Origin of the sequence: Halolamina sp. C58 (genome assembly GCF_051195095.1) — an archaeon.
Classification (GTDB): domain Archaea; phylum Halobacteriota; class Halobacteria; order Halobacteriales; family Haloferacaceae; genus Halolamina.
The window spans coordinates 427,404-448,005 of record NZ_JBNTJY010000001.1 but is presented as its reverse complement, the minus strand read 5'-3'; the positions used below and the strand labels follow the sequence as shown (position 1 = coordinate 448,005).

Sequence of the window (20,602 nt, the reverse complement as noted above, 5' to 3'; positions counted from 1 at the left end):
AGGGTGGTCAGTCGTCCTCGCCGGCCGACCAGCGCCGGCGAGATCAGTCGTCCACCGCGGCAGACCGTCGCCGCGGTGATCAGTCGTCCGTCACGGCAGCCCATCGCCGTGACGATCAGTCGTCCCGCTCGGCTGACAGCGTGCCGAGCGAATCAGTCGTCCGCGACGGCTGGCTCGCCCTCCGCGTCGACGCCACCGCGCGGCGGCGCCGCGTCGAGGCCGACGCCCGCCAGCGTCAGGACCACCAGCACGAGCGGCGAGAGGAACGCGAAGAAGTAGTACTGCGCGTACTCGGTGAGGATGAACAGCGATGTCCCGCCCTGCAGGTTGAACACGCTGGCCATGAACACGCCGCCGGCGTGCCACGGCAGCAGCGCGCCGGTCGGCGTCCCGGCGGACTCGACCGCCCGCGAGAGCACCGACGTGTCGAGGTCGTGCTCGTCGAACAGCTCCCGCAGCGTCATTCCGGGGACGACGATGCTCATGTACTGCTGGGCGGAGAACGCGTTGACGGCGAACGCCGAGATGCCCGTCCCGATGACGAGGCTGCGCTGCCCCGTGACGAGGCTCGCAAGCTGTGATGCGAGCGTCGAGAGCACGCCCAGGTGGTCGAGCAGTCCCCCGAGTGCGAGCGCGAGCACGACCACCGAGATCGTCCACGCCGAGCCCGCGAGCCCGCCACTGACGAGCAGGTCGTTCACCAGCGTGACGCCCGTCTCCGGTGCGGTCCCGTTGAGGAACACGTCCCACGCGGCGGTGAAACCGGTGCCCTGCACGAGCACCGTCGTCCCGGCGCCGGCGAACACGCCGGCGACGAGGGAGGCGAGCGCCGGAACGCCGCGGATCGCCAGCGCGAACGTGACGAGCAGCGGGACGAAGACGAGCAGGCCGAGGTCGTACGTCCCCGCGAGCGCGCCGCGGATCTCGGCGACCCGCCCCGTCGGAATAGCGCCGCCGGCCTGAAGCCCCAATCCGGCGTACAGCAGCACCGAGAGCCCGAACGCGATCGCGGTGCCGAGCCGCATCGAGAGGATGTGGTCGTACAGCTTCGTGTCGGTCACCGCGGCCGCGAGGTTCGTGGTGTCCGAGAGCGGCGACTGCTTATCGCCGGCGTAGGCGCCGGAGAGCACCGCCCCAGCCGTCATCGGGATCGGAATACCGAGCCCCGAACCGATGCCGGTGAACGCGACGCCCAGCGTCCCCGCGGTCGTCCACGAGGAGCCGATCGAGAAGGCGACGATCGCCGCCAGCAGCGCCGTCGCGGGCAGGAACGTCTCCGGCGTGAGGATCCCCAGCCCGTAGTACATCAGTCCGGGGATCGTCCCGGCGGAGATCCACGTCGCGATCAGCGCGTAGATGGTGAAGAGGATCAGAATCGCCAGCAGCCCCATCCGGAGCCCGTGCTCGACCCCGTCGGCGAGATCGCCGTACCCCACGCCGATCCAGTAGCGGCCGACCAGCGCCGCGAGCACGACGCTCCAGAGCAGCGGCGCGTGGGGCGCCATCCCCAGCAGGCCGGAGCCGATACCGAGGAAGACGATGATCCCCAGCGTCGGCACGAGCGCCTGTTCCAGCGTCGGTGACACGTCGAGCGAGCTGTCCGTCGTCGAACCATTCGTAGAGCTCATTTTCGTAGCCGAGACAATTACCTTGGAGAATAAAGGGCTGACGGGACGGGCGTGATTTGGTGTTTGGTGGCACCCATCACTGCTGGTCAGGGCTCCATCCGGGGACGAGTAGCGGCGACGGCCCGGCGAGTGAATACTCCCGTGCATTTTTGTCTATCGAGGTATGCGCTACATACATGACTCGCGGGTTCCGGAGCCGGAGCCTCCACGGCGGCCACGAGCCGGACGCCGAGGGGGGGTCGTTCGCACCGCCGATCCACCAGACCACGTCGTACCGGCTGGGTAGCGCCGATCGCGCCGCCGACCTCTACGCGCTGGAGTCGGAGGGCGACGTGTACAGTCGCATCTCGAACCCGACCGTCCGGGCGCTGGAGCACCGGTTGGGGTCGCTCTCCGGCGGGGTCGGGGCCGTCGCGACCAACGCCGGGATGGCCGCCGTCGACGCGCTGACGACCGTGCTCGCGAAGGCGGGCGAGAACGTCGTCACCGCGGGCGACCTCTACGGCGGCACGACCGCGTACTTCGCTCACACTGCGACCCGCCGGGGGATCGAGATCAGGACCGTCGACACGCTCGACTACGACGCCTACGCCGACGCGATCGACGAGGAGACGGCGTACGTCCACGTCGAGACGATAGCCAACCCCTCGCTGGTGACGCCGGAGTTCGAACGACTCGCGGAGATCGCCCACGAACACGCGACGCCGCTGGTCGTCGACAACACGTTCGCCTCGCCGGCGCTCTGTCGGCCGATCGAGCACGGCGCCGACGCCGTCTGGGAGTCGACGACCAAGTGGATCCACGGCTCGGGGACGACCGTCGGCGGCGTCGTGGTCGACGGCGGGACGTTCCCGTGGGACCACCCCGACGCCGACTACGACGAGCTCTCGGGGGAGAACCCCGCCTTCGGCGTCGACTTCGCGGAACGCTTCGGCGAGGCGGCGCTGACTCACGCGCTCCGCCAGCGCGGGCTCCGGCCGCTGGGCGCTCAACAGACCCCCTTCGACGCGTGGGCCACACTGCAAGGGCTGGAGACGCTCGACCTGCGGATGGATCGTCACTGCGAGAACGCCGGCATCGTCGCCGAGCACCTCCGGGATCACCCGGACGTAGCGTGGGTCACCTACCCGGGGCTCGACGACCACCCCACCCACGAGAACGCCGAGCGCTACCTCGACGGGTTCGGCGGCATGATCGCGTTCGGGCTCGAAGACGGGTTCTCGGCGGGGAAACGGTTCTGCGAGGAGGTAGAACTGGCGAGCTTCGTCGCCAACGTCGGCGACGCGCGCACGCTGGTGATCCACCCCGCCAGCACCACGCACGCGCAGTTGAGCGAGGAGGAACAGCGCGCCGCGGGCGTCTCTCCGGACCTGATCCGACTCTCTGTCGGGCTGGAGGAGCCCGAGGACATCGTCGAGGACATCGACGCCGCCATCGAGCGATCGACATGACGGAGACCGAAAGCTCGACGCCGACACACGTCGCCGACACGCGCTCGGTGGGCGCGTTCGAGTTCGAACGCGGCGGCTCGGTGCCGGATCTCGAACTGGCGTACGAAGCCTACGGCGAGTACGACCCCGACGGCGGCCCGAACGGCGAGGGGAACGCGGTACTGGTCTGTCACGCGCTCACCGGGAGCCAGCACGTCGCGAGCGCACCGGACGGGGACGAGGGGAGCGACACCCCGGACACAGCCGGGCAGGCCCGCGCGTGGTGGGACGACGTGGTCGGCCCCGAGCAGGCCATCGACACCACCGAGTACTTCGTCGTCTGCGTGAACGTTCCGGGCTCCTGCTACGGCTCGACGGGGCCCGCGAGCCCGCACCCCGACGGCGGCGTCTGGGGGAGTTCGTTCCCGGCGGTCACCGTCGGCGACTGGACCCGCGCGCAGCGCCGGCTGCTGGACGAGATCGGCGTCGACCGCCTCCACGCCGTCGTCGGCGGCAGCGTCGGCGGTATGAACGTTCTCGACTGGGTCCGTCGGTTCCCGGAGGACCTCGACCGCGCCATCCCCGTCGCGGCCGCCCCGCGGCTCGACCAGCAGCTCTTGGGCCTCAACGCCACCGCGCGGCGGGCGATCCGCGGCGATCCGGCGTGGCACGAGGGCGAGTACGCCGCCGAGGGGACCCACCCCGACCGCGGGCTCGCGCTGGCGCGCCAGCTCGGCCACCTCAGCTACCTCTCGAAGGCGTCGATGGACCGCAAGTTCGACCGCGGCGAGAGCGAGTACGACGCCGAGTCGCCGTTCCCGACCGACCCCGCGGCGGCGGCGTTCCCCGACCGCGAGGTGGAGTCGTACCTCGACCACAACGCCGGCCGGTTCGTCGACCGCTTCGACGCGAACAGCTACCTCTACCTGACCCGCGCGATGGACGACTTCGATCTCGCCGCCGGCTACGACTCCGACGCCGACGCGCTCGCGGCGTTCGACGGCGAGGCGCTGGTGCTCTCCTTCACCGGCGACTGGCACTTCCCGGCCGAGGCCGGGGAGACGCTCGCGGACGCGTTCGCGGCGACGGACACCCCCGTCGCACACCACGTCGTCGACTCCGACCACGGCCACGACGCGTTCCTCGTCGAACCCGAACGAGTGGGGCCGCCGATCCGTTCGTTCCTCCGACACGGCGTCGATGGTGACGCCGTCGACGACACGGGCTGTGACGACGCCGGCGACGATGGTGGCTGCGACGACGGCGACGCCGACACTGCGAACCCTCGCCCGCCGACGCCCGGAACGCCGTGCTCCGGGTTCATGGGCTGAGTCCCCACGGGAGCCCCCCACGTCGATTTCCCCGACCGTAGGCCTTTTGACTAACCGAACAGTCTGACTAACTAGTCAGTCAGAATGAGCACTGGAGAGTCGACCAGCGATATCACCGAGGGGACGTACCGCGCGCTGTGCAAACACGGCTACGCGGACGTGACCATGGAGGATATCGCCGCGGAGACGGACAAGAGCAAGTCAGCCCTCCACTACCACTACGACAGCAAACACGATCTGCTGGTCTCGTTTTTCGACGATCTGCTGGAGAGTTTCACCGAGCGGCTCGACGCCGTGGCGGGGGAGAGCGCCTACGACCGCCTGCTGGACCTGATCGACACGATCCTGCTCCCGCCGGACGACGACGCCCCGGATCGGGGGTTCCAGACGGCGATACTGGAGATGAAGGCACAGGGCCCCTACGACGAGGCGTTCCGTGAGCACCTGCAGACCCACGACCGGACGCTGCGTGACCACGTGGAGAAGCATCTCGCGGCGGGCGTCGAGAACGGGGAGTTCCGGTCGGATCTCGACGTGGAGGCGTCGGCGGACTTCCTCGTGACCGTGTTCAACGGCGCTCAGACCCGCAGCGTCGCAGTCGGCCGACCGATCGAGGAGACCCGCGAGACGCTGCGAGCCCACATCGACTCGATGATCGTCGCCGACGGGGGGTGCCAGTGAGCCTCCGCGACCAGCTCGCGGGCGTTCGGCGGCTGTTCGAGCGAGCGTTCAATCAGGAGGAGCTGGATCTGACGGAGGGCGGCATCGCCAAGCCGCTGTTCATCCTGGCGATCCCGATCGTCATCACGAACCTGTTCCAGACCGCCTACAACCTCGCGGACACGTTCTGGGTCGGCCGCTACAGCACCGAGGCGCTGGCGGCGATCAGCTTCGCGTTCCCGATGGTGTTCCTGCTGATCTCGATGGGGATGGGGCTCTCCGTCGCCGGCAGCGTGATGATCGCCCAGAACATCGGCGCCGGCGACGAGCGCGAGGCCGACTACGCCGCCTCCCAGACCGTGTCGTTCGCGGTCGTCACCTCGATCGTGCTGGGCGTGCTCGGCTACTTCGTCGTCGACACGCTGGTCGAGATCTACGGCGCCTCGCCCGACGTGAAGCCGCTGGCGGTCAACTACATGGAGGTCATCTCGCTGGGGCTGGTGTTCATGTTCGGCTTCATCATGTTCATCTCCCTGATGCGCGGGGCCGGCGACACGGTGACGCCGATGATCGTGATGGCGATCTCGGTGATCATCAACATCGTGCTGGACCCCTTCTTCATCTTCGGGTTCCAGAACAACCCCCTGTTCGCGATGATCGGGATGTCCGGGCTACAGGAGCAGCTGTTCGCGATGACGGGCTATACGGGCGACGGGCTCCGGGGGGCCGCCATCGCGACCATCTTCTCGCGGGCGCTGGCGTTCGTGATCGGCTTGGGGATCATGTTCCGCGGGAACCAGGGCGTCCAGATCCGGCTCGGGGATATGGCGCCGGATCTCGACTTCGCGCGGCGCATCCTCGAGATCGGCGTTCCCGCCTCCGTCGAGGGCGTGGGCCGGGCGCTCTCGGTGAACCTCCTGCTGATCGTCGTCGGCCTGTTCGCGACGCCGGTCGTGTCGGCGTACGGCATCGGTACACGCGTGCTCTCGGTCGTGTTCATGCCCGCGATCGCGATGGCCCGCGGCGTGGAGACGATGAGCGGGCAGAACATCGGCGCGGACAAGCCCGACCGCGCCGCGGCGACCGCCGCGTTCGCGTCGAAAGCCTCCTTCCTGATCCTCTCGGCGGTGGGCGTGATCGCGTTCGTCTGGGCCGAGCCGATCGTCTCGATCTTCGTCGGCGCCGACCAGCCCGACGCTGGACGCGTGATCGAGGTCGGCGCGCAGTTCATGCGCTTCGTCGCGCCGACGTTCGGCTTCATGGGGATCATGCGCGCCTACAACGGCAGCTTCCGCGGGGCGGGGAAGACGACCGTCGCCGCGGTCATCTCCGTCGGGACGCTGATGGCGTTCCGGCTGCCGATCGCGTGGCTGGGCTCCCAGACGTTCAACCTCGGCCCGGACGGGCTGTGGCTCTCCTTCGCGCTCTCGAACGTGTTCGGCGCGACGCTGGCGTACCTCTGGTACCAGCGCGGGACGTGGCGGAACGTCAGCGTCGACCGGACGCCCGGGCCGGCGCCCAGTGACGACTGAGTAGTGGGCGAGATCGGATCAGCAGCGCTACTGCTCTTCGTTCGTGGCTGTGAGCGTCATGGTTCGGTTTCTGGTTGCGCTCGTGACTGCAACCGCGACAGCAACAACAGCTCGATCGTTGACTACTTGCGACCGCAACCGTCCCGCACAGCCCTCAATCCTCCCCAGCCGATTCGCTCCCTCACTTCGTTCGGTCGCTCATCCCTCGCGCGCTCGTTCGCGCACGGAGGCGCTCACGTCGCGCGCCACCGCTGGCTGCGGTGGCGGTGGCGGTGGACGCCTCGCGATCGGCGACCGTCGCCGATCGCGGGGGGAGGGGTGGGGACTCGGCGCTGTGCCGGGCCTCGTGCCCGGCACACTGCGGTCACAAGTGGTCAGCGATCGAGCTGCTGTTGCGGTCGCGGTCGCTGTTCCAGTCACTGACGGCGTTGTGGTCGGAGAACCCCCACCTACGCACAGACACCAACCACACGACCTCACCTACCGGAGAGAAACCACTTACCGAACGATCCGACAGCGCTCCCCGGCCCGCTCCACGTAGCCGGCCGACTGCAGCGACCGCAGCGTCGGCAGCAGTTCGATCAGCTGCAGATCGAGCGCCTCGGCGATCCGGTCGACGGTCGCTTCCACGACCGACGAGAGGTAGACGTACACGAGCTTCCCGGCGGTCGAGTCCACGTCCGCCGGCGGTTCGGTGCTGAGTTCCGTCGTCGCGTCCGCCCGATCGGGCTGGGTCTGCGTCATTGAGTACGCCGACGGGTTCGACATCCGTAAAGGTTGGTTACAACGATCGTCGAACTACAGCCCGTCGGTGCGCTCCATCCCCGAGTCGATCCCGGACTGCATGAACTGCGCGAGGATGCGACCGATGCTGCTCTCGGCGGTCCACATCGCCTCCTCGCCCACGGCGTCGTCCGTCGTCGCCGACAGCAACACCGTGTCGCCGTCGACCATCAGCGCGCGGCCGGCGAAGTCGCCGGGGTTGTCCTCGTCCATCACGAACACCCGGACCGGGCTGTCCCCGAACCGTTCGCGCTGGCCGGGCTCGGCGGTGACGACGATCACGGCGACCCCCTCTCGGGCGCGCTCCCGCAGCGTCTCGGCCAGCGCGGTCGGGATCGATCGAGCGTCGGGCGCGACGAACACCACCCGCTCGGTCGCCGTCCGGAGCAGGTCGTCGACGCGGTCGTCGATCGGCTGGCGGCCGCGCAGCGTCGCGACCGTGCCGCCGGTGCCCCCGTCGTCGCCCTCGGTCCGGAGCTCCGCGAGGTTCTCGAACGCGCGGTCCCGTTCGCGTTCGAGCCGCCGACCAAGCTGCTCCCGAGCGGTTTCGAGGCTCACCGGCCGATACTCCTTGGGCGAGGACGCGATCAGTTCGGCGAGTCCGCGTTCGACCAGATCGTCGGCGGCGCCGTACACCTGCGACCGGGGCACCGCCGAGGCGTCGCTGATCTCCTGTGCAGTCCCCGTCCCGAGGCGCTGCAGCGCCGCGAACACCCGTGCCTCGTAGTTCGACAGCCCGAGTCGCTTCAGCGCGTCGACGGCGTCTCGTGTGCTCATTGACGTAACGGGACCTCCGGTCGACCGTGGCTTCGTCGGGCGAGGGTATGAGTGGCCGGGGTCCACGTGGAGAATATTTTGTACTAATCTACAATATTTATGTTCGTCCGCGGACAGGGGACAGTCGATGAAGCTCGCCGAGCGCTACGCCGCGGTCGTGACCGACCACAGCAAGCTGGTGATCGCCGCCGTCCTCGTGCTCTCGCTGGTGGTCGGCGCCGGTGCGGGGAGCGTCGACGGCGGGCTCACGATCGCCGGGTTCAGCAGCGACTCGCCGGAGGCTGCCGCGCTCGACGACATCGAGCGGAACTTCTCGGTCGCGGGCGAGAACACGACGACGGCACAGGTGGTCGTCCGGGGCGAGAACGTCCTCACCAAGGAGTCGCTGCTCGAGACGTTGCGGCTCCAGCGCGCGATCAGAGCGGACGACTCGATCAACGCGACGCTGCGGGCCGAGCAGCCGACCGTCGGCGTCTCCAACGTCGTCGCGACGGCGGCGTACTACGAGTCCCGCGGCGGGGGCGGCCCGCCGCCGTCGCTCGGCGCACAGATCGACCAACTGGAGTCGATGTCCGCCGCGGAGGTCGAGTCGACGGTCGACCGCGTGCTCGACCCCGAGGCCGACACCCGGGGCGACCCCTACGCGCTGCTGTCGACGGCGTACGAACCGGGCTCCACGTCGGCGCCCGCTCGCATCCTCCTCGTCTATCAGGACACCAGCGGCGCGGCGACGGACAGCCTCCCCGCCGAGGTGACCGACGCCCAACTCGAACTGCAGGCGCTCGCAGCCGAGGAGATCACGTCGACCGAGCAGTTCACGTTCGCGCCGGGGATCGTCGACGAGGAGAGCGGGCAGGCCACCGGCGAGAGCTTCGCGATCATCTCGCCGGTCGCGCTGCTGCTGATTCTCGCGGTGCTGGGGATCGCATACCGCGACGCCGTCGACGTGCTGCTCGGGCTGCTCGGCGTCGCGCTGGTGCTGGTCTGGATGGCCGGCTTCCTCGGCTGGGCGGGGATCGGGATCACCCAGATCCTGATCGCCGTCCCGTTCCTGCTGATCGGGCTGAGCATCGACTACGCGCTCCACGTCGTGATGCGCTACCGCGAGGCCGGCGTCGACGATCCCAGCCTCGCGCCGCGGGCGGCGATGCGCCGCGGCCTCGCGGGTGTCGTCGTCGCGATCGGCGCCGCGACGTTCACGACCGCGGTGGGCTTCCTCTCGAACGCGGTGAGCCCGATCGTCTCGATCCGGGAGTTCGGGCTCGTCAGCGGGTTCGGGATCGCGGCCGCGTTCGTCGTGTTCGGGCTGCTGTTCCCGGCGCTGAAGCTGGAGATCGACGGGCTGCGGGAGCGCGTGGGGTGGCCGCCGAACCGGTCCCCGTTCGGCCGCGGCGAGCGCGTCGGGCGCCTGCTGCGTGTCGGCCCCGAACTCGCCCGCCGCGCGCCGTACGTCGTGCTCGCGGTCGCGGTCGTGCTCGCGGCCGGCGGCGGCGTCGCGGCGACGGGGATCGACACGACGCTCGACCAGACCGCGTTCCTCCCGCAGGACTCGCCGGACTGGATGAACGTCCTCCCCGCCGCGCTCCAGCCCAGCGACTACGACCTCCGGGCGAACGCCGAGTACCTCAACGAGAACTTCGTCCAGTCCCGCGGCGACTCGCGGGCGGAGTTCCTGATACGCGGCCCCGTCGCCGATCCGGGGACGCTCGACGCGCTCGCGAACGGTCGCGACGCGCTCCGAGGTACCGAATCCGCGGCAGTTCGCGCCGACGGCAGCCTCCAAGTGACGGGCCCGATCGAGACGATCGAGGCCGTCGCCGCCGAGAACGACACCGTCGCGGCGATGGTCGACGACGCCGACACCGACGGCGACGGCGTACCCGACGAGAACCTCGCGGCGATCTACGACGCGGTGTACGACGCGAACCCGGACGCGGCTGCGGCAACGATCCACCGCGAGGAAGGGGAGTACCGCTCCCTGCGCGTCTCCGTCGCCCTCACGGGGACCACGAACACGCGGACGATCACCGAGGAGATGCGCGGCGTCGCGACCGAGATGGAGTCCGGGAGCAGCCTCGACGTCGTCGCGACCGGCTCGCCGATCACGACCGAACTGGTCCAGCGCTCGCTGCTGCGGACGCTCGTCGAGGGGTTCCTGATCACGTTCGGCGTGATCCTGGCGTTCCTCGCGATCATCTTCCGGCTGCGGTACGGCTCGGCGACGCTGGGCGCGGTAGTGCTGTTCCCGGTCGTGCTCGCGCAGGCGTGGCTGTTCGGCACGATGTACCTCGCCGATCTGGCGTTCACGACCGAGACGGCGATCATCGCCGCCATCGGGATCGGGATCGGCGTCGACTACGCGATCCACATCGGCGAGCGGTTCGTCGAGGAACGCGACGGCGGCCGCGAGCCGATCGCCGCGCTGACCCGGACCGTACAGGGTACCGGCGGCGCGCTGCTGGCCAGCGCGGCGACGACGGCCGCGGGGTTCGGCGTGCTCGTCCTCGCGCTCGTCCCCTCGCTCCAGCGGTTCGGCTTCATCACCGCGGTCGCGATCACGTACGCGTTCCTCGCGAGCGTGCTGGTGCTGCCGAGCCTGCTGACGGTGTGGGGGCGGTTCGACGGCTCGGTCGAGTCGAGCCCCTGAGCGCTCAGTCCCGCAGGCGCCGCCACGTCGCGAGCGATATCGCGCCCGCCGCGCCGAGCAGGCCGAACCCGGGGGCGCTCACGCTCTCGCTGTCGGCGGCCGGCGTCGACGTGGGCGCAGGAGAGGATGGTGTCGGCGTATCTGGGGTCGACGACGGCGTCGGCTCCGCGGTCGGCGCGGGCGTCCCCGTCTCGGTCAGCGCCGGCGGCGACGCCTGCTCGCCGGCGCGGTTCGGGAACGTCACCAGCGCACCCTTGCCGGCGTTGTACCGCCCCCGCGAGTGGCTGCTGGCGACGAAGAACGCCTCGGTGGCGTACTGCGCGGTCCAGAACGTCCACTCGTGGGGGTCGCGCCACCACGCCAGCAGCTCCGGGTTCCGCGGGTCGCTCACGTCGTGGATCTTCACGCCCCCGTCGTACCACGAACTGTAGAGGCGGTCGCCCCTGATCTCGAAGTTGTGCGGCGTGGTGTTGATCTCGGCCTTCTCGGGGTTCCGGGAGGCGGGCGCCTCGATGGTCGCGAGCCGCTCCGGCGCGGTCTCCTCGCGGACGTCCCAGAGTTCGATCTCGCCGAGGGGTTGGATATCGCTTCCGTCAGTGAGTTCGGTCGGCCACGCCTCCTTGTTGAGAACGAGCAGCGAGGCGTCGTCGTTCACGGCCGCCGTGTGGTGGTTCCCCGGCATACTCAGCGAGTGAAGAACGGCATCTGCCGAAATCTCCGCGAGCGCCTCCGGCGAGCGACCGCCGATCCGGGTCACGGCCGTCGGCGCCGCCGGGTCGCTCACGTCGAGCACGAACGTGCCCGCGTCCCACTCGACGACGTACACCCGGTCACCCTGCGCGTACACGTCGTGGGCGAACCGGAGCAGGCCGTCCACCTCGGTCCACGCCGGATCGGCGTCCCGTGGCGCCCAGCGGCCGAGTTCGGTCGGCTCCCCGGCGACGTCGACGATCACCACCTCGCTCCCGTTGACCAGATACGCGCGCTCCTCGGTCAGCGCGGCGTTGTGGACGGGGAACTCTGTCTCGTGGACGGCGACGCGTTCCGGCTCTTTGGGGTCGGCGATGTCGTACAGCAGGAACCCCTCGACGACCGGCTCCTCGTGCCCGTTCGCGGGGCCGGCCACGAGCAGCCGATCGCCGGCGACTTTCACGTCGAGGATCTCCTGCATCGGCCCGCCCTCCCGCTCTGCCAACAGCCCTGTCCGGCGCTGGACCACGGCGGGCTCGCTCGGCGTCGAGATGTCGACGACTGCGAACCCGTCCTGGATCGCGACGTACGCGGTCTCGCTCTCGGGTCCGACGACGGCCTCGGTCGCGCCGCTGATCGAGACCGAGCCGAGCGGTTCGAACGTCGATCGTGCGGCCGATGCGGTAGCAGGGAGGGCGCCGACGGCGGGGATCGCACAGCCGGCAGCCCGGAGGAACTGACGCCGGTGCATCGCCCCGACGGTGGGAGCAGCGGCGCAAAAGCGTGCTGGAGGGTGAAACTGGAACTGTTGCTTCCCCTCCCGGACATGTTCGGAGCCACGAGTACGGGGCGAGAGCGCGTAGCGTCGACCATGTCCGGACTCTCACCCTTCGGCGGCGGCGGGAGCGACGACGCGACGTTCGACGAGGACGGCGAGTTCGTCCCCGAACACCTCCCCGAGCCCGGGCCGTTCCTCGACGGCCACGAGGTGCTCGTCGGCGACGACCACGTCGCCGTCCACGAGATCGCACACGAGCTGTTCGAGGAGCGCGGCGTGTACGACATGACGTTCGGCTACAACCTCGCGCGGCTGAACGCCGACACGCGCCACCCCGAGGCTGGCTTCCGGTACGCCGAGGAGGCGGACGATCCGAGCGTGCTCCGCGCCGAGTTCACGCCGACGACGGCGTTCTGCCCGCAGACGCACACGCTCACCGTCGGCGCGTTCCGGGCGTGGAACGGGCTCGCCGAGCGCCACGACTACGAGATCGTCCGGATCCGCGCGGCGCCGATGCATCAGGAGAGCGACGCAGTCAACGACCAACTGCGGTCGCTGGAGGAGGAGTACCGGGAGACGGGAACCGTTCCGGAGGCGGACGAGGACGGCGCGCCGACAACGGGCTCGCCGGACGCGCCGTTCTGACCCGCCACCGACGATCTCGCCGCCACTACTCCCTCGATACTGAGCTACGACTCCTCGCCCGTCGGCGCGAGCACGACGATCGCCGTGCTCGGCTCGACTGCGTGGGGGGAAATCGCACGCTCCCCGCTGAACCGGGCGAGTTCGCCCGATTCGAGTTCGTACGACTCGTCGTCGAGCGAGACCTCCAGCCGACCGTCGAGGAGATGCAGAACGACGTTCGTTCCGGGGTGGGTGTGGGCCGGGACCGATTCGCCGGCGTCGAGTGCGAGCCGGACCGTCCGGGGGTCGCGCTGCTCGAACACCTCGGCGTGGGGCGCCTCGGTCAGGTCGTCGATCGCGGTGATCTCGGGCATCGTCGGGGCTCCGTCCGGGCCGGGCCTGAGCGTTCGGCCGAAGACGTTCGTGCCGTCGACGCGGTCAGTCGTTCTCTGCCGACGCCGACGTGCCCTCGTCGACCGCCCACGTCCCGAGCAGCACCGCGAACAGCGACTGGGGCGCGTGCTCGCGGACGACGCCGGCGACGTTCACGACGAACAGCAGCGTCCCGGCGAGGATCGCGACGCCACCGACCGCCGAGACCGCCGACGGGAGGTCGAACAGGCCGTCGGCGACGAGCAGGGCGGTTCCCGCGAGGAGACACCAGAAGTCCGCCGCCGCGAGCCGGTCGTCGTACAGGTCGTCGACCATCGGCACCGGCTCGTACCCCAGTCGGTCGCTGTAGCGGTGGACCCAGACGACGAACGGGACGACGTGGTAGACGGTGCCGAGGACGACGAAGCCGACGACACCGAGCAGGAGCAGGTGGCTCACGCCCGGCCGACCAAGCAGCGCGCCCCGCGCGAGCGGATCCGCGAGCCACGCGGGCAGCGCGAGCGCGGCCCAGACCGCGGTCGCCGCGGCGACGACGGCGTACCGCGAGAGCATCGGCGTCCGCTCGACCTGCGTCTCCCGGAGACGCCGGGCGAGGACGACGGCGAACGCGACCAGCGCGAGCGCGACGAGGACGCCGCCGGCGCGTGCGGCGGTCGCCGACCCTACAAATCGACCGCCTGCGAGCAGGAGCACCCCCGCCGGGTAGCCGAACTCCTCGAACCGGCCCAGGGGAACGTCGATCCCGTGGAGCTCGGTCTGGGTGAACATCGTTCCGAGCTGGTAGAGCGCGCCCAGCACCGTCGTGAGCACGGCGCCGAACACCGCGAGCGTCGCGTGGGCGCCGACGACCGCCGGTCGGGGCACGGGGAGCACCGACGGCCGGACGAAGCCGACCGCGAGCAGCAGCCCCAACAGCGTCGCGAGGGCGAAGAAGCCGAGCGCGAGCGCGAAGTGGCGCTCGGTCGTGTCGAACGGCCGCGCCCGGGCCAGCGTCCGGCCGATGTTGTAGACGAACACCCAGAACCCCAGCAGCATCGCCGCGCCGAAGACGGGGAGAAGCGCGAGCCGCCCGGCGAGCAGACAGCCGGCGAACCCCACCACCCCGACCGCGATCAGCGGGAGCTGAACGGCGGCGAGCCGCGTGGAGTGGAGGTCGACGCCCGACCAGACCGGGACGAACTGCGTCATCGCGCCCGCGATCGTGAGACAGACCCACCCCACGAGCAGCAGGTGGGCGTGGGCGAGCGAGAGCAGCCCCAGACGGAAGTCGGCAACGGCGGCGACGCCGGCGACTGCGCCGAGCGGGAGGAACGCGCTCGCGACGAGGAAGTGTCGCAGCGGAACGGTCATCGGCGGCTGGCGGTCGGCGTCGACGTCGCCGGGGATCGCGCTCATACCGGACGAACGGACGCCAGCGGCCTCCCGCTGGCTGCGAACACGTTCGGGTCGGCTACCGCTTGGGGAACCGCGCGACGTACTCGTCGTCGGCGCGCTGTTCGACGCTGTACCCGTCGGGGTCGAACGCCTCGACCTCGGCCTGCATCTCGTAGAACAGGGGTTTGGGCTCGTGGTCGTTGACGATCACCAGCTCGTCGCCGCTGTCGAGGGAGTCGAAGGCGTCGTGGATCTTCGGGTGGCGGTCCGACGGCGGGATCTCGCGAACGTCGAGTGTGGTCTCGGACATCTGTTCGCGATAGCGGGTCGGTCCACCAGAGGGTTCGCCCGAACGCGTTCGGCTCGCGTCGGTCGGCAGAGCGTCCCGAACGTGTTCGGCAGCATCGATTGGTGGGCGAGGGTAGTACGGTCAGGTATCGATGCCATGTCGCAGCGACACCCTCACCGCGACCGATCCGGGACCAGTCGTGGACGCTCGTCGCCGGCCGACTGCGGTTCGATCGGCCGGCCCGCGAGCGCCGCCGACGAGCGCAGGGTAGCCAACGATGATCTCGTCACGACGACCACGGAACGATGACCGGACAGCTGTACGGGGCGAGCAAGCTCGCCGAACGGAGGACGATGAAACGTGACCCGATCGCGGTCGAGGCGCCGGAGCTACAGGACGTGCTCGACGCGCTGGACGATCCGGACTGCCGGGCGATCCTCGGCCAGCTCGACAGCCCGATGGCCGCCAAGGAGATCTCCGAGGCGTGTGACATCCCGCAGTCGACGACCTACCGCAAGCTGGACCTGCTCAGCGAGGCCTCGCTGGTCGACGAACGGACGGAGATCCGCGAGGACGGGCGCCACACGACGCGCTACGTCGCGGACTTCGAGGAGATCCAAGTGTCGCTCGACGAGGACGGCTCGCTCGACCTCTCGATCGACCGGACGGAGTCGACGCCCGAGGAGCGGCTCTCGGCGCTCTGGTCGGAGGTGCGTACCGAAACATGAACGTCGCCGTCGTCGTACTCAAGACGCTCACGCTCGTCCTCGGCGGCTCGATCACGCTGTACGCGGTCCGAGCCTATCGGCGTAACGGGTCGCCGGCGCTGCGGGCGCTCGCGGTGGGGTTCGGCGCGATCACCGTCGGCGCGCTGCTTGCGGGGATCGTCGACCAGCTCCTGCCGGTGAACAACGAGTTCGCGCTCGTCGTCGAGAGCGCGTTCACGACGCTGGGGTTCGGCGTGATCCTCTACTCGCTGTACGTGGAGTAGGGGGTCGGCGGCTCGGACACCGGGAATTATACTTCCGTCGGCCGATCCGGAGCCATGGCACTCGCGAACCCTGACCTCTCGGGATCGACGGCCTTCATCACCGGCACGACCCGCGGGATCGGTAAACAGCTCGCGCTCGCGCTCGCCGACCACGGCTGCAACGTCGTCTCGACGGGGAAGACGACCGACGACGACGACACCGAGCTCGCGGGCTCGATCGAGCAGACCGCCCGCGAAGTGCGCGAGCGCGGGCCCGAGGCGCTCGCGCTCGAACTCGACCTCCGCGACGAGGAGCGCGTCGAGACGGTCGTCGACGAGGCGATCGACCAGTTCGGCGAGATCGACATCGTGATCAACAACGCCAGCGCGATCCAGCTGGCGAACGTCGCCGACCTGCCGGCGGACCGCTTCGACCTGCTGACCGACGTGAACGTCCGCGGAAGCCACCTCGTCGCCCACGAGTTCGCCGACCACCTCGCGGCACAGGAGGAGTCGTGGCTGCTGTCGAACTCCCCGCCGATCGTGACCGACCGCTCGCCGGGGAAGGCGCCGTACGCGTGGTCGAAGCTCGGCATGTCGTTCATCACGCTCTCGCTCGCCGAGGAACTGCAGAGCGACGGCGTGGGCTGTAACACGTTCTGGCCGGTGACGACGATCGACACCCGCGCGAGCCGCTACTTCGGGCTCGGAACCGAGGACGACTGGCGCACCCCGGAGGTCGTCTCGGACGCGGTGCTCGAGATCCTCGCGCGCGACCCCGCGGAGTGTACGGGCAACAGCTTCTACGACGAGGCGCTGCTCCGCGAGGCGGGCGTGACCGACTTCTCCGAGTACAACGTCACCGACGGCGACCCGGCGCCGATGTCGGCACGGATGTTCGACCCGGAGTTCGAGCGCGAGGCCTGATCGACCCAACTGCAGCGACGAGAAGCCAGTAGCCCGCCAGCAACGGAACTCAGACGCTCCGGCGGCGGACCAGCCGACTCGCCAGCCACGTGCCCGCGAGGCTCCACGCGACCAGCGCCGCCACGAGCACCGGCATCGTCACGCCGGAGCCGACCAGCACGTCCGCCATCCCGCCGGTGACCGTCGGCACCGACTGGAGCGCGAGCACGCGGAACGCGGTGGCGGGGTTCGCGAGCACGAACACGGCGAGCCAGTCCGGCCCCACGACGTCGGCGGCGATCAGCCCGACGGAGACGAGGTCGTGGACCAGCGCGACCCAGACCCACAGCAGCAAGGCGCCGCCGAGGGCGTGGGTCTTCTCCGCGGCGAGCGTCGACAGCAGTACCGACAGCGCGAGAAACGCCGCGCCGCCGAGCACCGCCGCACCCACGAGCCCGAGGTACGCGGAAGTGAACCGACCCGCGCCCGCGAGCCAGAGCCCGCCGACGCCGAAGCCGGCGACGACCGCGCCCGTGAACACCGCCAGCCGGCCGAGATACGTGCCGACGACGATGCGACTCCGCGGGACGGGCAGCGCGAACAGCACGCCGAGCCAGCCCGACTCGTCGCTGCCGACGACGGCGTCGTAGCCGAACAGCAGCGCGACCAGCGGCAACAACAACGCAGTGAGTTCGACGAGGCTCACCACCACTGCGTCCGCGCGGACCACCCCGCCCTGCCCGCCGAGCGCGACGACGAGCACCGACAGCGAGGCGAACAGCGCCGTCAGCGCGAACGCCCAGCGGTTCCGGACCGCGAGCGCGAACTCCAGCCGCGCGACGGTCACGATCTGATCGAGCGCCGACCCCTCGCGAACCCCGTTCGGGATGGCGAACGTGGGCTCCTCGGCGACGCCGCCGTCCGTCTTCGACGGCTGCTCGCCGCGGTCGCTCATCGCTCCACCTCCAGTGTTTCCCCGCGACTGCCGCCCGCATCGGCGATCAGCGCGCCGAAGCCGGCTTCGAGCTCGTCGCCCTCGCCCATCTCCCGCAGGTCGTCGACCGAACCGTCGAACAGCAGCTCGCCGTCGTGGAGCACCGCGGCGTCGTCACACAGCGCCTCGACCTCCGCGAGCACGTGGGTCGTGAGCACGACCGTCAGGTCGGACTCCTCGCGCAGCCGGTCGAGGATGCGGTGGAACTCCGCGACGCCAAGCGGGTCGAGCCCCGCGGTCGGCTCGTCGAGCAGCAACAGTCGCGGGCGGTCGAGCAGCGCCGACGCGAGCGCGAGCCGGCGGTTCATCCCGTTGGAGTAGCCGCCGACCCGGCGGTCCGCGGCGTCCTCGAGCCCGACGGTGCCGAGCGCGGCGGCGACCCGGTCGGGGCGTTCGGCCTTCGGAACGCCGCGGAGGCGGGCGTGGTAGCCCAGCACCTCACGGCCCGTGAGCGCGTCCGGGAACCCCGCGTGCTCGGGGACGTACCCCACCACCTCGCGGAGCCGGTGGCCGGCGTCGGTCACGTCCTCGCCGCCGACGGTCACCGTTCCCGAGTCGGGAGTGAGGTGGCCGACGAGTAGCTTGAACAGCGTGGACTTGCCGGCACCGTTGGTGCCCAGCAGACCGAACGTCGTGCCCGCCTCGATCGACAGGCTCACGCCGTCGAGCGCGACCACGTCGCCGTAGCGTTTCCTCAGGTCAGTCGTCTCTATCGCGTGCATAGTGATCCCTCCAGTCGTGTGGCGAGCGTTCGAGCGGGTGGTAGTCGACGACGCCCGGCGCGTCGACGATCGGGAGCGTGCGCTCCGCCCGGCGGATCGCCTCGAACGCCGGGCTGTTGGTGAACACCGCGGCGGCCGGGTTCTCCCGGACCAGCTTCTCGACCAGCCCGGCGGGGCGGTAGCGGAGCTCGCTCACGCCGTCGTCGTCCAGATCGGCGGCGGCCGCGTCGCTCCAGTAGTTGCCGCGCTCGGAGCCGTTCCAGACGTGCGTGTCGCTGGTGACCGCCTGAACGTGCCGGCGGTTGCCGACGAAGCTGTTGCCGACGACGCGCTCGCCGCTGGTGCCGGCAGTCAGGTGGAAGCCGATCTCGTTGCCCAGCACGAGGTTGTCCGTGATCTCGTTGTCCGCGGAGTTCAGCGAGTAGATCCCGCGTTGGTTGTCGACGAGCGTGTTGCCCCGGATCGTCGAGTAGTCGATGCGCTTGAGCAGGAGCCCGTGGCCGCTGGTGCCGGTGTTGTTCGCGGCGGTGTTGTTCACCACCGCGATCTCCTCGGAGAGCATCAGCGCGTACCCCACGTCGTTGTCGACGGCGGTGTTGTTCACGAGTCGGTTGCGGTGGGAGTACATGTAGTGGACGCCGTAGCGCAGGTCCCAGAGCGTGTTCCCCCGGGCGGTCACGTTCGACGCCCACGAGTAGTAGATCCCGTCGCGGGCGTCGGTGATTCGGTTGTCCTCGACCAGCGTCCCGGTGGTCTTCCAGAGCTGGACGCCGTTCCCGCGGTAGGACCGCGGCGTCACCGACTCCCGGCCGACGATCGTGTTGTTCCGCAGGGTCGCGTCGTCGACGCCGTCGACCCAGACACCGAACGTGATCTCGGTCAGTCGGCTGTCGGCGACGGTGACGTTGGGCGCGTCGATCCAGACCCCGGCGTCGTTGGTCGAGGTGTCCATCCCGGCGTTGCGAATCCAGAGGTCACGGACGGTGACGTTCGCGGCGGCGATCGTGAGCACGTCGCCCTCCTGCCCGCCGTCGATAACCGCGCGGGCGTCGGGCGCCGTCGTGACGGTCACTCCGGTGGTGTTCACGACGACGCGCTCGTCGAACCGGCCGCGAAGCCGGACCGTCTCCCCGGGCTCGGCGGCGTCGACCGCGCGCTGGACGGAGTCGAACGACTCGTCGCCGACGGTGGCGACGCCGGACTCGCTCACGGGGTCGAACGAGAACTCGGTGGGGCGCTCCGCGTCGGGCGTCGGCGCGGCAGCCGACGTGGGAGCGACCGTCACCCCCGCAAGCGCGGCGGCGACGACCACCACGAGCGCGACGAACCCGCGTTCGAGTCCGGCGTCGTCCATCAGCGCTGCACCTCCGTGCGGCCGAGCCGTTGCCGCAGCCGGTCCGGGAGCGCTCGAACGAGTCGGGGCAGGTCGCCCACCGTCGCCGTCGAGTCCCGGGCCAGCCACGCGACCACCAGCAGGCCGATCGCGACCACCGTCAGGTAGGCGCCGACGCCGAACCGGGAGTGGCTGGTGATGTTCGCGACCGCGTACTTCCCCCACAGCGGCGGGGTGAACGGGTCGACGCCCATCACCGGCGCGTCCGGGTCGAGCGTGTGGCCCGCCTGATACAGCCGGTACTGGATGTCAGCCAGCAGGATCGTGAACACCAGCACCGAGCCGACCAGCTGCGCGGTGAGCCCGCGACGGAGCTTCCGCGCCGTCGGCGCGAGCGCGACGAACAGGCTGGTCGCCGCCACGCCGACGAACGCCAGCGGCCCGAACGACCACTCCGGCACGTCGATCGCGTCGGGGTGGGGCTCGTAGTTCGGCGGCCAGAACACCGGGTCCGGGTAGTAGAAGCCGACGTAGCTGTTCAGGCGGGCGATCTCGACGTAGTCGCCGCTGATCCGGGGGTAGGCGTACAGCCCCAGCGACAGCGTCTCGGTCGGGTACTGGACGGCGTCCATCCGGATGTGCCACATCGGGAAGGCGAGCGCCGCAACGAGCAGCGCCGCCGCTACGAGCGGCAACAGCCGCCTGAGCTCGCCGAACTGGCTCGGTTGCGGGCGTTCCATG

General features: G+C 70.1%; 20 protein-coding genes. 9 read left to right on the top strand and 11 right to left on the bottom strand.

Annotation, left to right across the window (positions count from 1 at the left end):
- Nucleotides 1-152 precede the first annotated feature (152 nt).
- Nucleotides 153-1,628, bottom strand: coding sequence for a Na+/H+ antiporter NhaC family protein (locus tag ACQUSM_RS02415; protein ID WP_435115345.1), 1,476 nt, complete (start codon nucleotides 1,626-1,628; stop codon nucleotides 153-155).
- A gap of 176 nt (nucleotides 1,629-1,804) precedes the next feature.
- On the opposite strand from ACQUSM_RS02415, the gene ACQUSM_RS02410 reads away from it, so the two are divergent.
- The 4 genes from ACQUSM_RS02410 (at nucleotide 1,805) to ACQUSM_RS02395 (ending at nucleotide 6,581) form a co-directional block, all read left to right on the top strand.
- Complete coding sequence (locus ACQUSM_RS02410; protein WP_435115343.1) at nucleotides 1,805-3,079, top strand: O-acetylhomoserine aminocarboxypropyltransferase/cysteine synthase family protein; 1,275 nt, start codon at nucleotides 1,805-1,807, stop codon at nucleotides 3,077-3,079.
- On the top strand, nucleotides 3,076-4,389 hold the full coding sequence (gene metX / locus ACQUSM_RS02405; protein WP_435115341.1) for a homoserine O-acetyltransferase MetX: 1,314 nt from the start codon (nucleotides 3,076-3,078) through the stop codon (nucleotides 4,387-4,389). Before ACQUSM_RS02410 ends, metX begins: the two co-directional genes overlap by 4 nt.
- Before the next feature lie 84 nt (nucleotides 4,390-4,473).
- A complete protein-coding gene (locus ACQUSM_RS02400; RefSeq protein ID WP_435115339.1) occupies nucleotides 4,474-5,070 on the top strand; it encodes a TetR/AcrR family transcriptional regulator in 597 nt (198 codons plus the stop codon).
- A complete protein-coding gene (locus ACQUSM_RS02395) occupies nucleotides 5,067-6,581 on the top strand; it encodes an MATE family efflux transporter (RefSeq protein WP_435115336.1) in 1,515 nt (504 codons plus the stop codon). The genes ACQUSM_RS02400 and ACQUSM_RS02395 overlap by 4 nt, the downstream gene beginning before the upstream one ends.
- A 498-nt stretch (nucleotides 6,582-7,079) precedes the next feature.
- On the opposite strand, the gene ACQUSM_RS02390 is transcribed toward ACQUSM_RS02395, so the two are convergent.
- Both ACQUSM_RS02390 and ACQUSM_RS02385 read right to left on the bottom strand, forming a co-directional pair.
- The gene (locus tag ACQUSM_RS02390; RefSeq protein WP_435115333.1) at nucleotides 7,080-7,325 is read right to left on the bottom strand and encodes a MarR family transcriptional regulator; all 246 of its coding nucleotides are present in this window, start codon (nucleotides 7,323-7,325) and stop codon (nucleotides 7,080-7,082) included.
- A 54-nt stretch (nucleotides 7,326-7,379) separates the two neighbouring features.
- Nucleotides 7,380-8,141 carry a TrmB family transcriptional regulator gene (locus ACQUSM_RS02385; RefSeq protein ID WP_435115331.1) on the bottom strand — a complete coding sequence of 254 codons (762 nt, stop codon included), beginning with the start codon at nucleotides 8,139-8,141 and terminating at the stop codon, nucleotides 7,380-7,382.
- 127 nt (nucleotides 8,142-8,268) lie between these two features.
- Here ACQUSM_RS02385 and ACQUSM_RS02380 point away from each other — a divergent pair, with 127 nt between their 5' ends.
- Nucleotides 8,269-10,788 carry an efflux RND transporter permease subunit gene (locus tag ACQUSM_RS02380; RefSeq protein WP_435115328.1) on the top strand — a complete coding sequence of 840 codons (2,520 nt, stop codon included), beginning with the start codon at nucleotides 8,269-8,271 and terminating at the stop codon, nucleotides 10,786-10,788.
- 4 nt (nucleotides 10,789-10,792) lie between these two features.
- On the opposite strand, the gene ACQUSM_RS02375 is transcribed toward ACQUSM_RS02380, so the two are convergent.
- Nucleotides 10,793-12,229, bottom strand: coding sequence for a hypothetical protein (locus ACQUSM_RS02375; RefSeq protein ID WP_435115326.1), 1,437 nt, complete (start codon nucleotides 12,227-12,229; stop codon nucleotides 10,793-10,795).
- Between the two features lie 120 nt (nucleotides 12,230-12,349).
- Here ACQUSM_RS02375 and ACQUSM_RS02370 point away from each other — a divergent pair, with 120 nt between their 5' ends.
- Nucleotides 12,350-12,901 (top strand): hypothetical protein, encoded by a 552-nt coding sequence (locus tag ACQUSM_RS02370; protein ID WP_435115324.1) that lies wholly within the window; start codon nucleotides 12,350-12,352, stop codon nucleotides 12,899-12,901.
- Between the two features lie 44 nt (nucleotides 12,902-12,945).
- Here ACQUSM_RS02370 and ACQUSM_RS02365 read toward each other — a convergent pair whose 3' ends face one another.
- The 3 genes from ACQUSM_RS02365 to ACQUSM_RS02355 form a co-directional block, all read right to left on the bottom strand.
- Nucleotides 12,946-13,254, bottom strand: coding sequence for a cupin domain-containing protein (locus tag ACQUSM_RS02365; RefSeq protein WP_435115322.1), 309 nt, complete (start codon nucleotides 13,252-13,254; stop codon nucleotides 12,946-12,948).
- A 64-nt stretch (nucleotides 13,255-13,318) separates the two neighbouring features.
- The gene (locus ACQUSM_RS02360; RefSeq protein ID WP_435115319.1) at nucleotides 13,319-14,668 is read right to left on the bottom strand and encodes a hypothetical protein; all 1,350 of its coding nucleotides are present in this window, start codon (nucleotides 14,666-14,668) and stop codon (nucleotides 13,319-13,321) included.
- A 55-nt stretch (nucleotides 14,669-14,723) separates the two neighbouring features.
- Nucleotides 14,724-14,957, bottom strand: coding sequence for a DUF2249 domain-containing protein (locus ACQUSM_RS02355; RefSeq protein WP_435115317.1), 234 nt, complete (start codon nucleotides 14,955-14,957; stop codon nucleotides 14,724-14,726).
- A 332-nt stretch (nucleotides 14,958-15,289) separates the two neighbouring features.
- Here ACQUSM_RS02355 and ACQUSM_RS02350 point away from each other — a divergent pair, with 332 nt between their 5' ends.
- Genes ACQUSM_RS02350 through ACQUSM_RS02340 form a run of 3 tightly spaced genes read left to right on the top strand, consistent with a single transcriptional unit; the run spans nucleotide 15,290 to nucleotide 16,833 of the window.
- Complete coding sequence (locus ACQUSM_RS02350) at nucleotides 15,290-15,664, top strand: helix-turn-helix domain-containing protein (RefSeq protein ID WP_435118264.1); 375 nt, start codon at nucleotides 15,290-15,292, stop codon at nucleotides 15,662-15,664.
- Nucleotides 15,661-15,927: a DUF7521 family protein gene (locus tag ACQUSM_RS02345; RefSeq protein WP_435115315.1), complete on the top strand. Its 267-nt coding sequence runs from the start codon at nucleotides 15,661-15,663 to the stop codon at nucleotides 15,925-15,927. Before ACQUSM_RS02350 ends, ACQUSM_RS02345 begins: the two co-directional genes overlap by 4 nt.
- Before the next feature lie 54 nt (nucleotides 15,928-15,981).
- Nucleotides 15,982-16,833, top strand: coding sequence for an SDR family oxidoreductase (locus ACQUSM_RS02340; protein ID WP_435115313.1), 852 nt, complete (start codon nucleotides 15,982-15,984; stop codon nucleotides 16,831-16,833).
- Between the two features lie 49 nt (nucleotides 16,834-16,882).
- Here ACQUSM_RS02340 and ACQUSM_RS02335 read toward each other — a convergent pair whose 3' ends face one another.
- The 4 genes from ACQUSM_RS02335 to ACQUSM_RS02320 are packed head-to-tail and all read right to left on the bottom strand — an operon-like array spanning nucleotide 16,883 to nucleotide 20,601.
- Entirely contained in the window at nucleotides 16,883-17,767 is an 885-nt protein-coding gene (locus ACQUSM_RS02335) for an ABC transporter permease (RefSeq protein ID WP_435115311.1), read from the bottom strand.
- Entirely contained in the window at nucleotides 17,764-18,528 is a 765-nt protein-coding gene (locus tag ACQUSM_RS02330; RefSeq protein ID WP_435115309.1) for an ABC transporter ATP-binding protein, read from the bottom strand. Before ACQUSM_RS02330 ends, ACQUSM_RS02335 begins: the two co-directional genes overlap by 4 nt.
- Nucleotides 18,506-19,882, bottom strand: coding sequence for a nitrous oxide reductase family maturation protein NosD (gene nosD, locus ACQUSM_RS02325; RefSeq protein ID WP_435115306.1), 1,377 nt, complete (start codon nucleotides 19,880-19,882; stop codon nucleotides 18,506-18,508). Before nosD ends, ACQUSM_RS02330 begins: the two co-directional genes overlap by 23 nt.
- Complete coding sequence (locus ACQUSM_RS02320) at nucleotides 19,882-20,601, bottom strand: hypothetical protein (protein ID WP_435115304.1); 720 nt, start codon at nucleotides 20,599-20,601, stop codon at nucleotides 19,882-19,884. Before ACQUSM_RS02320 ends, nosD begins: the two co-directional genes overlap by 1 nt.
- Nucleotide 20,602 lies beyond the last annotated feature (1 nt).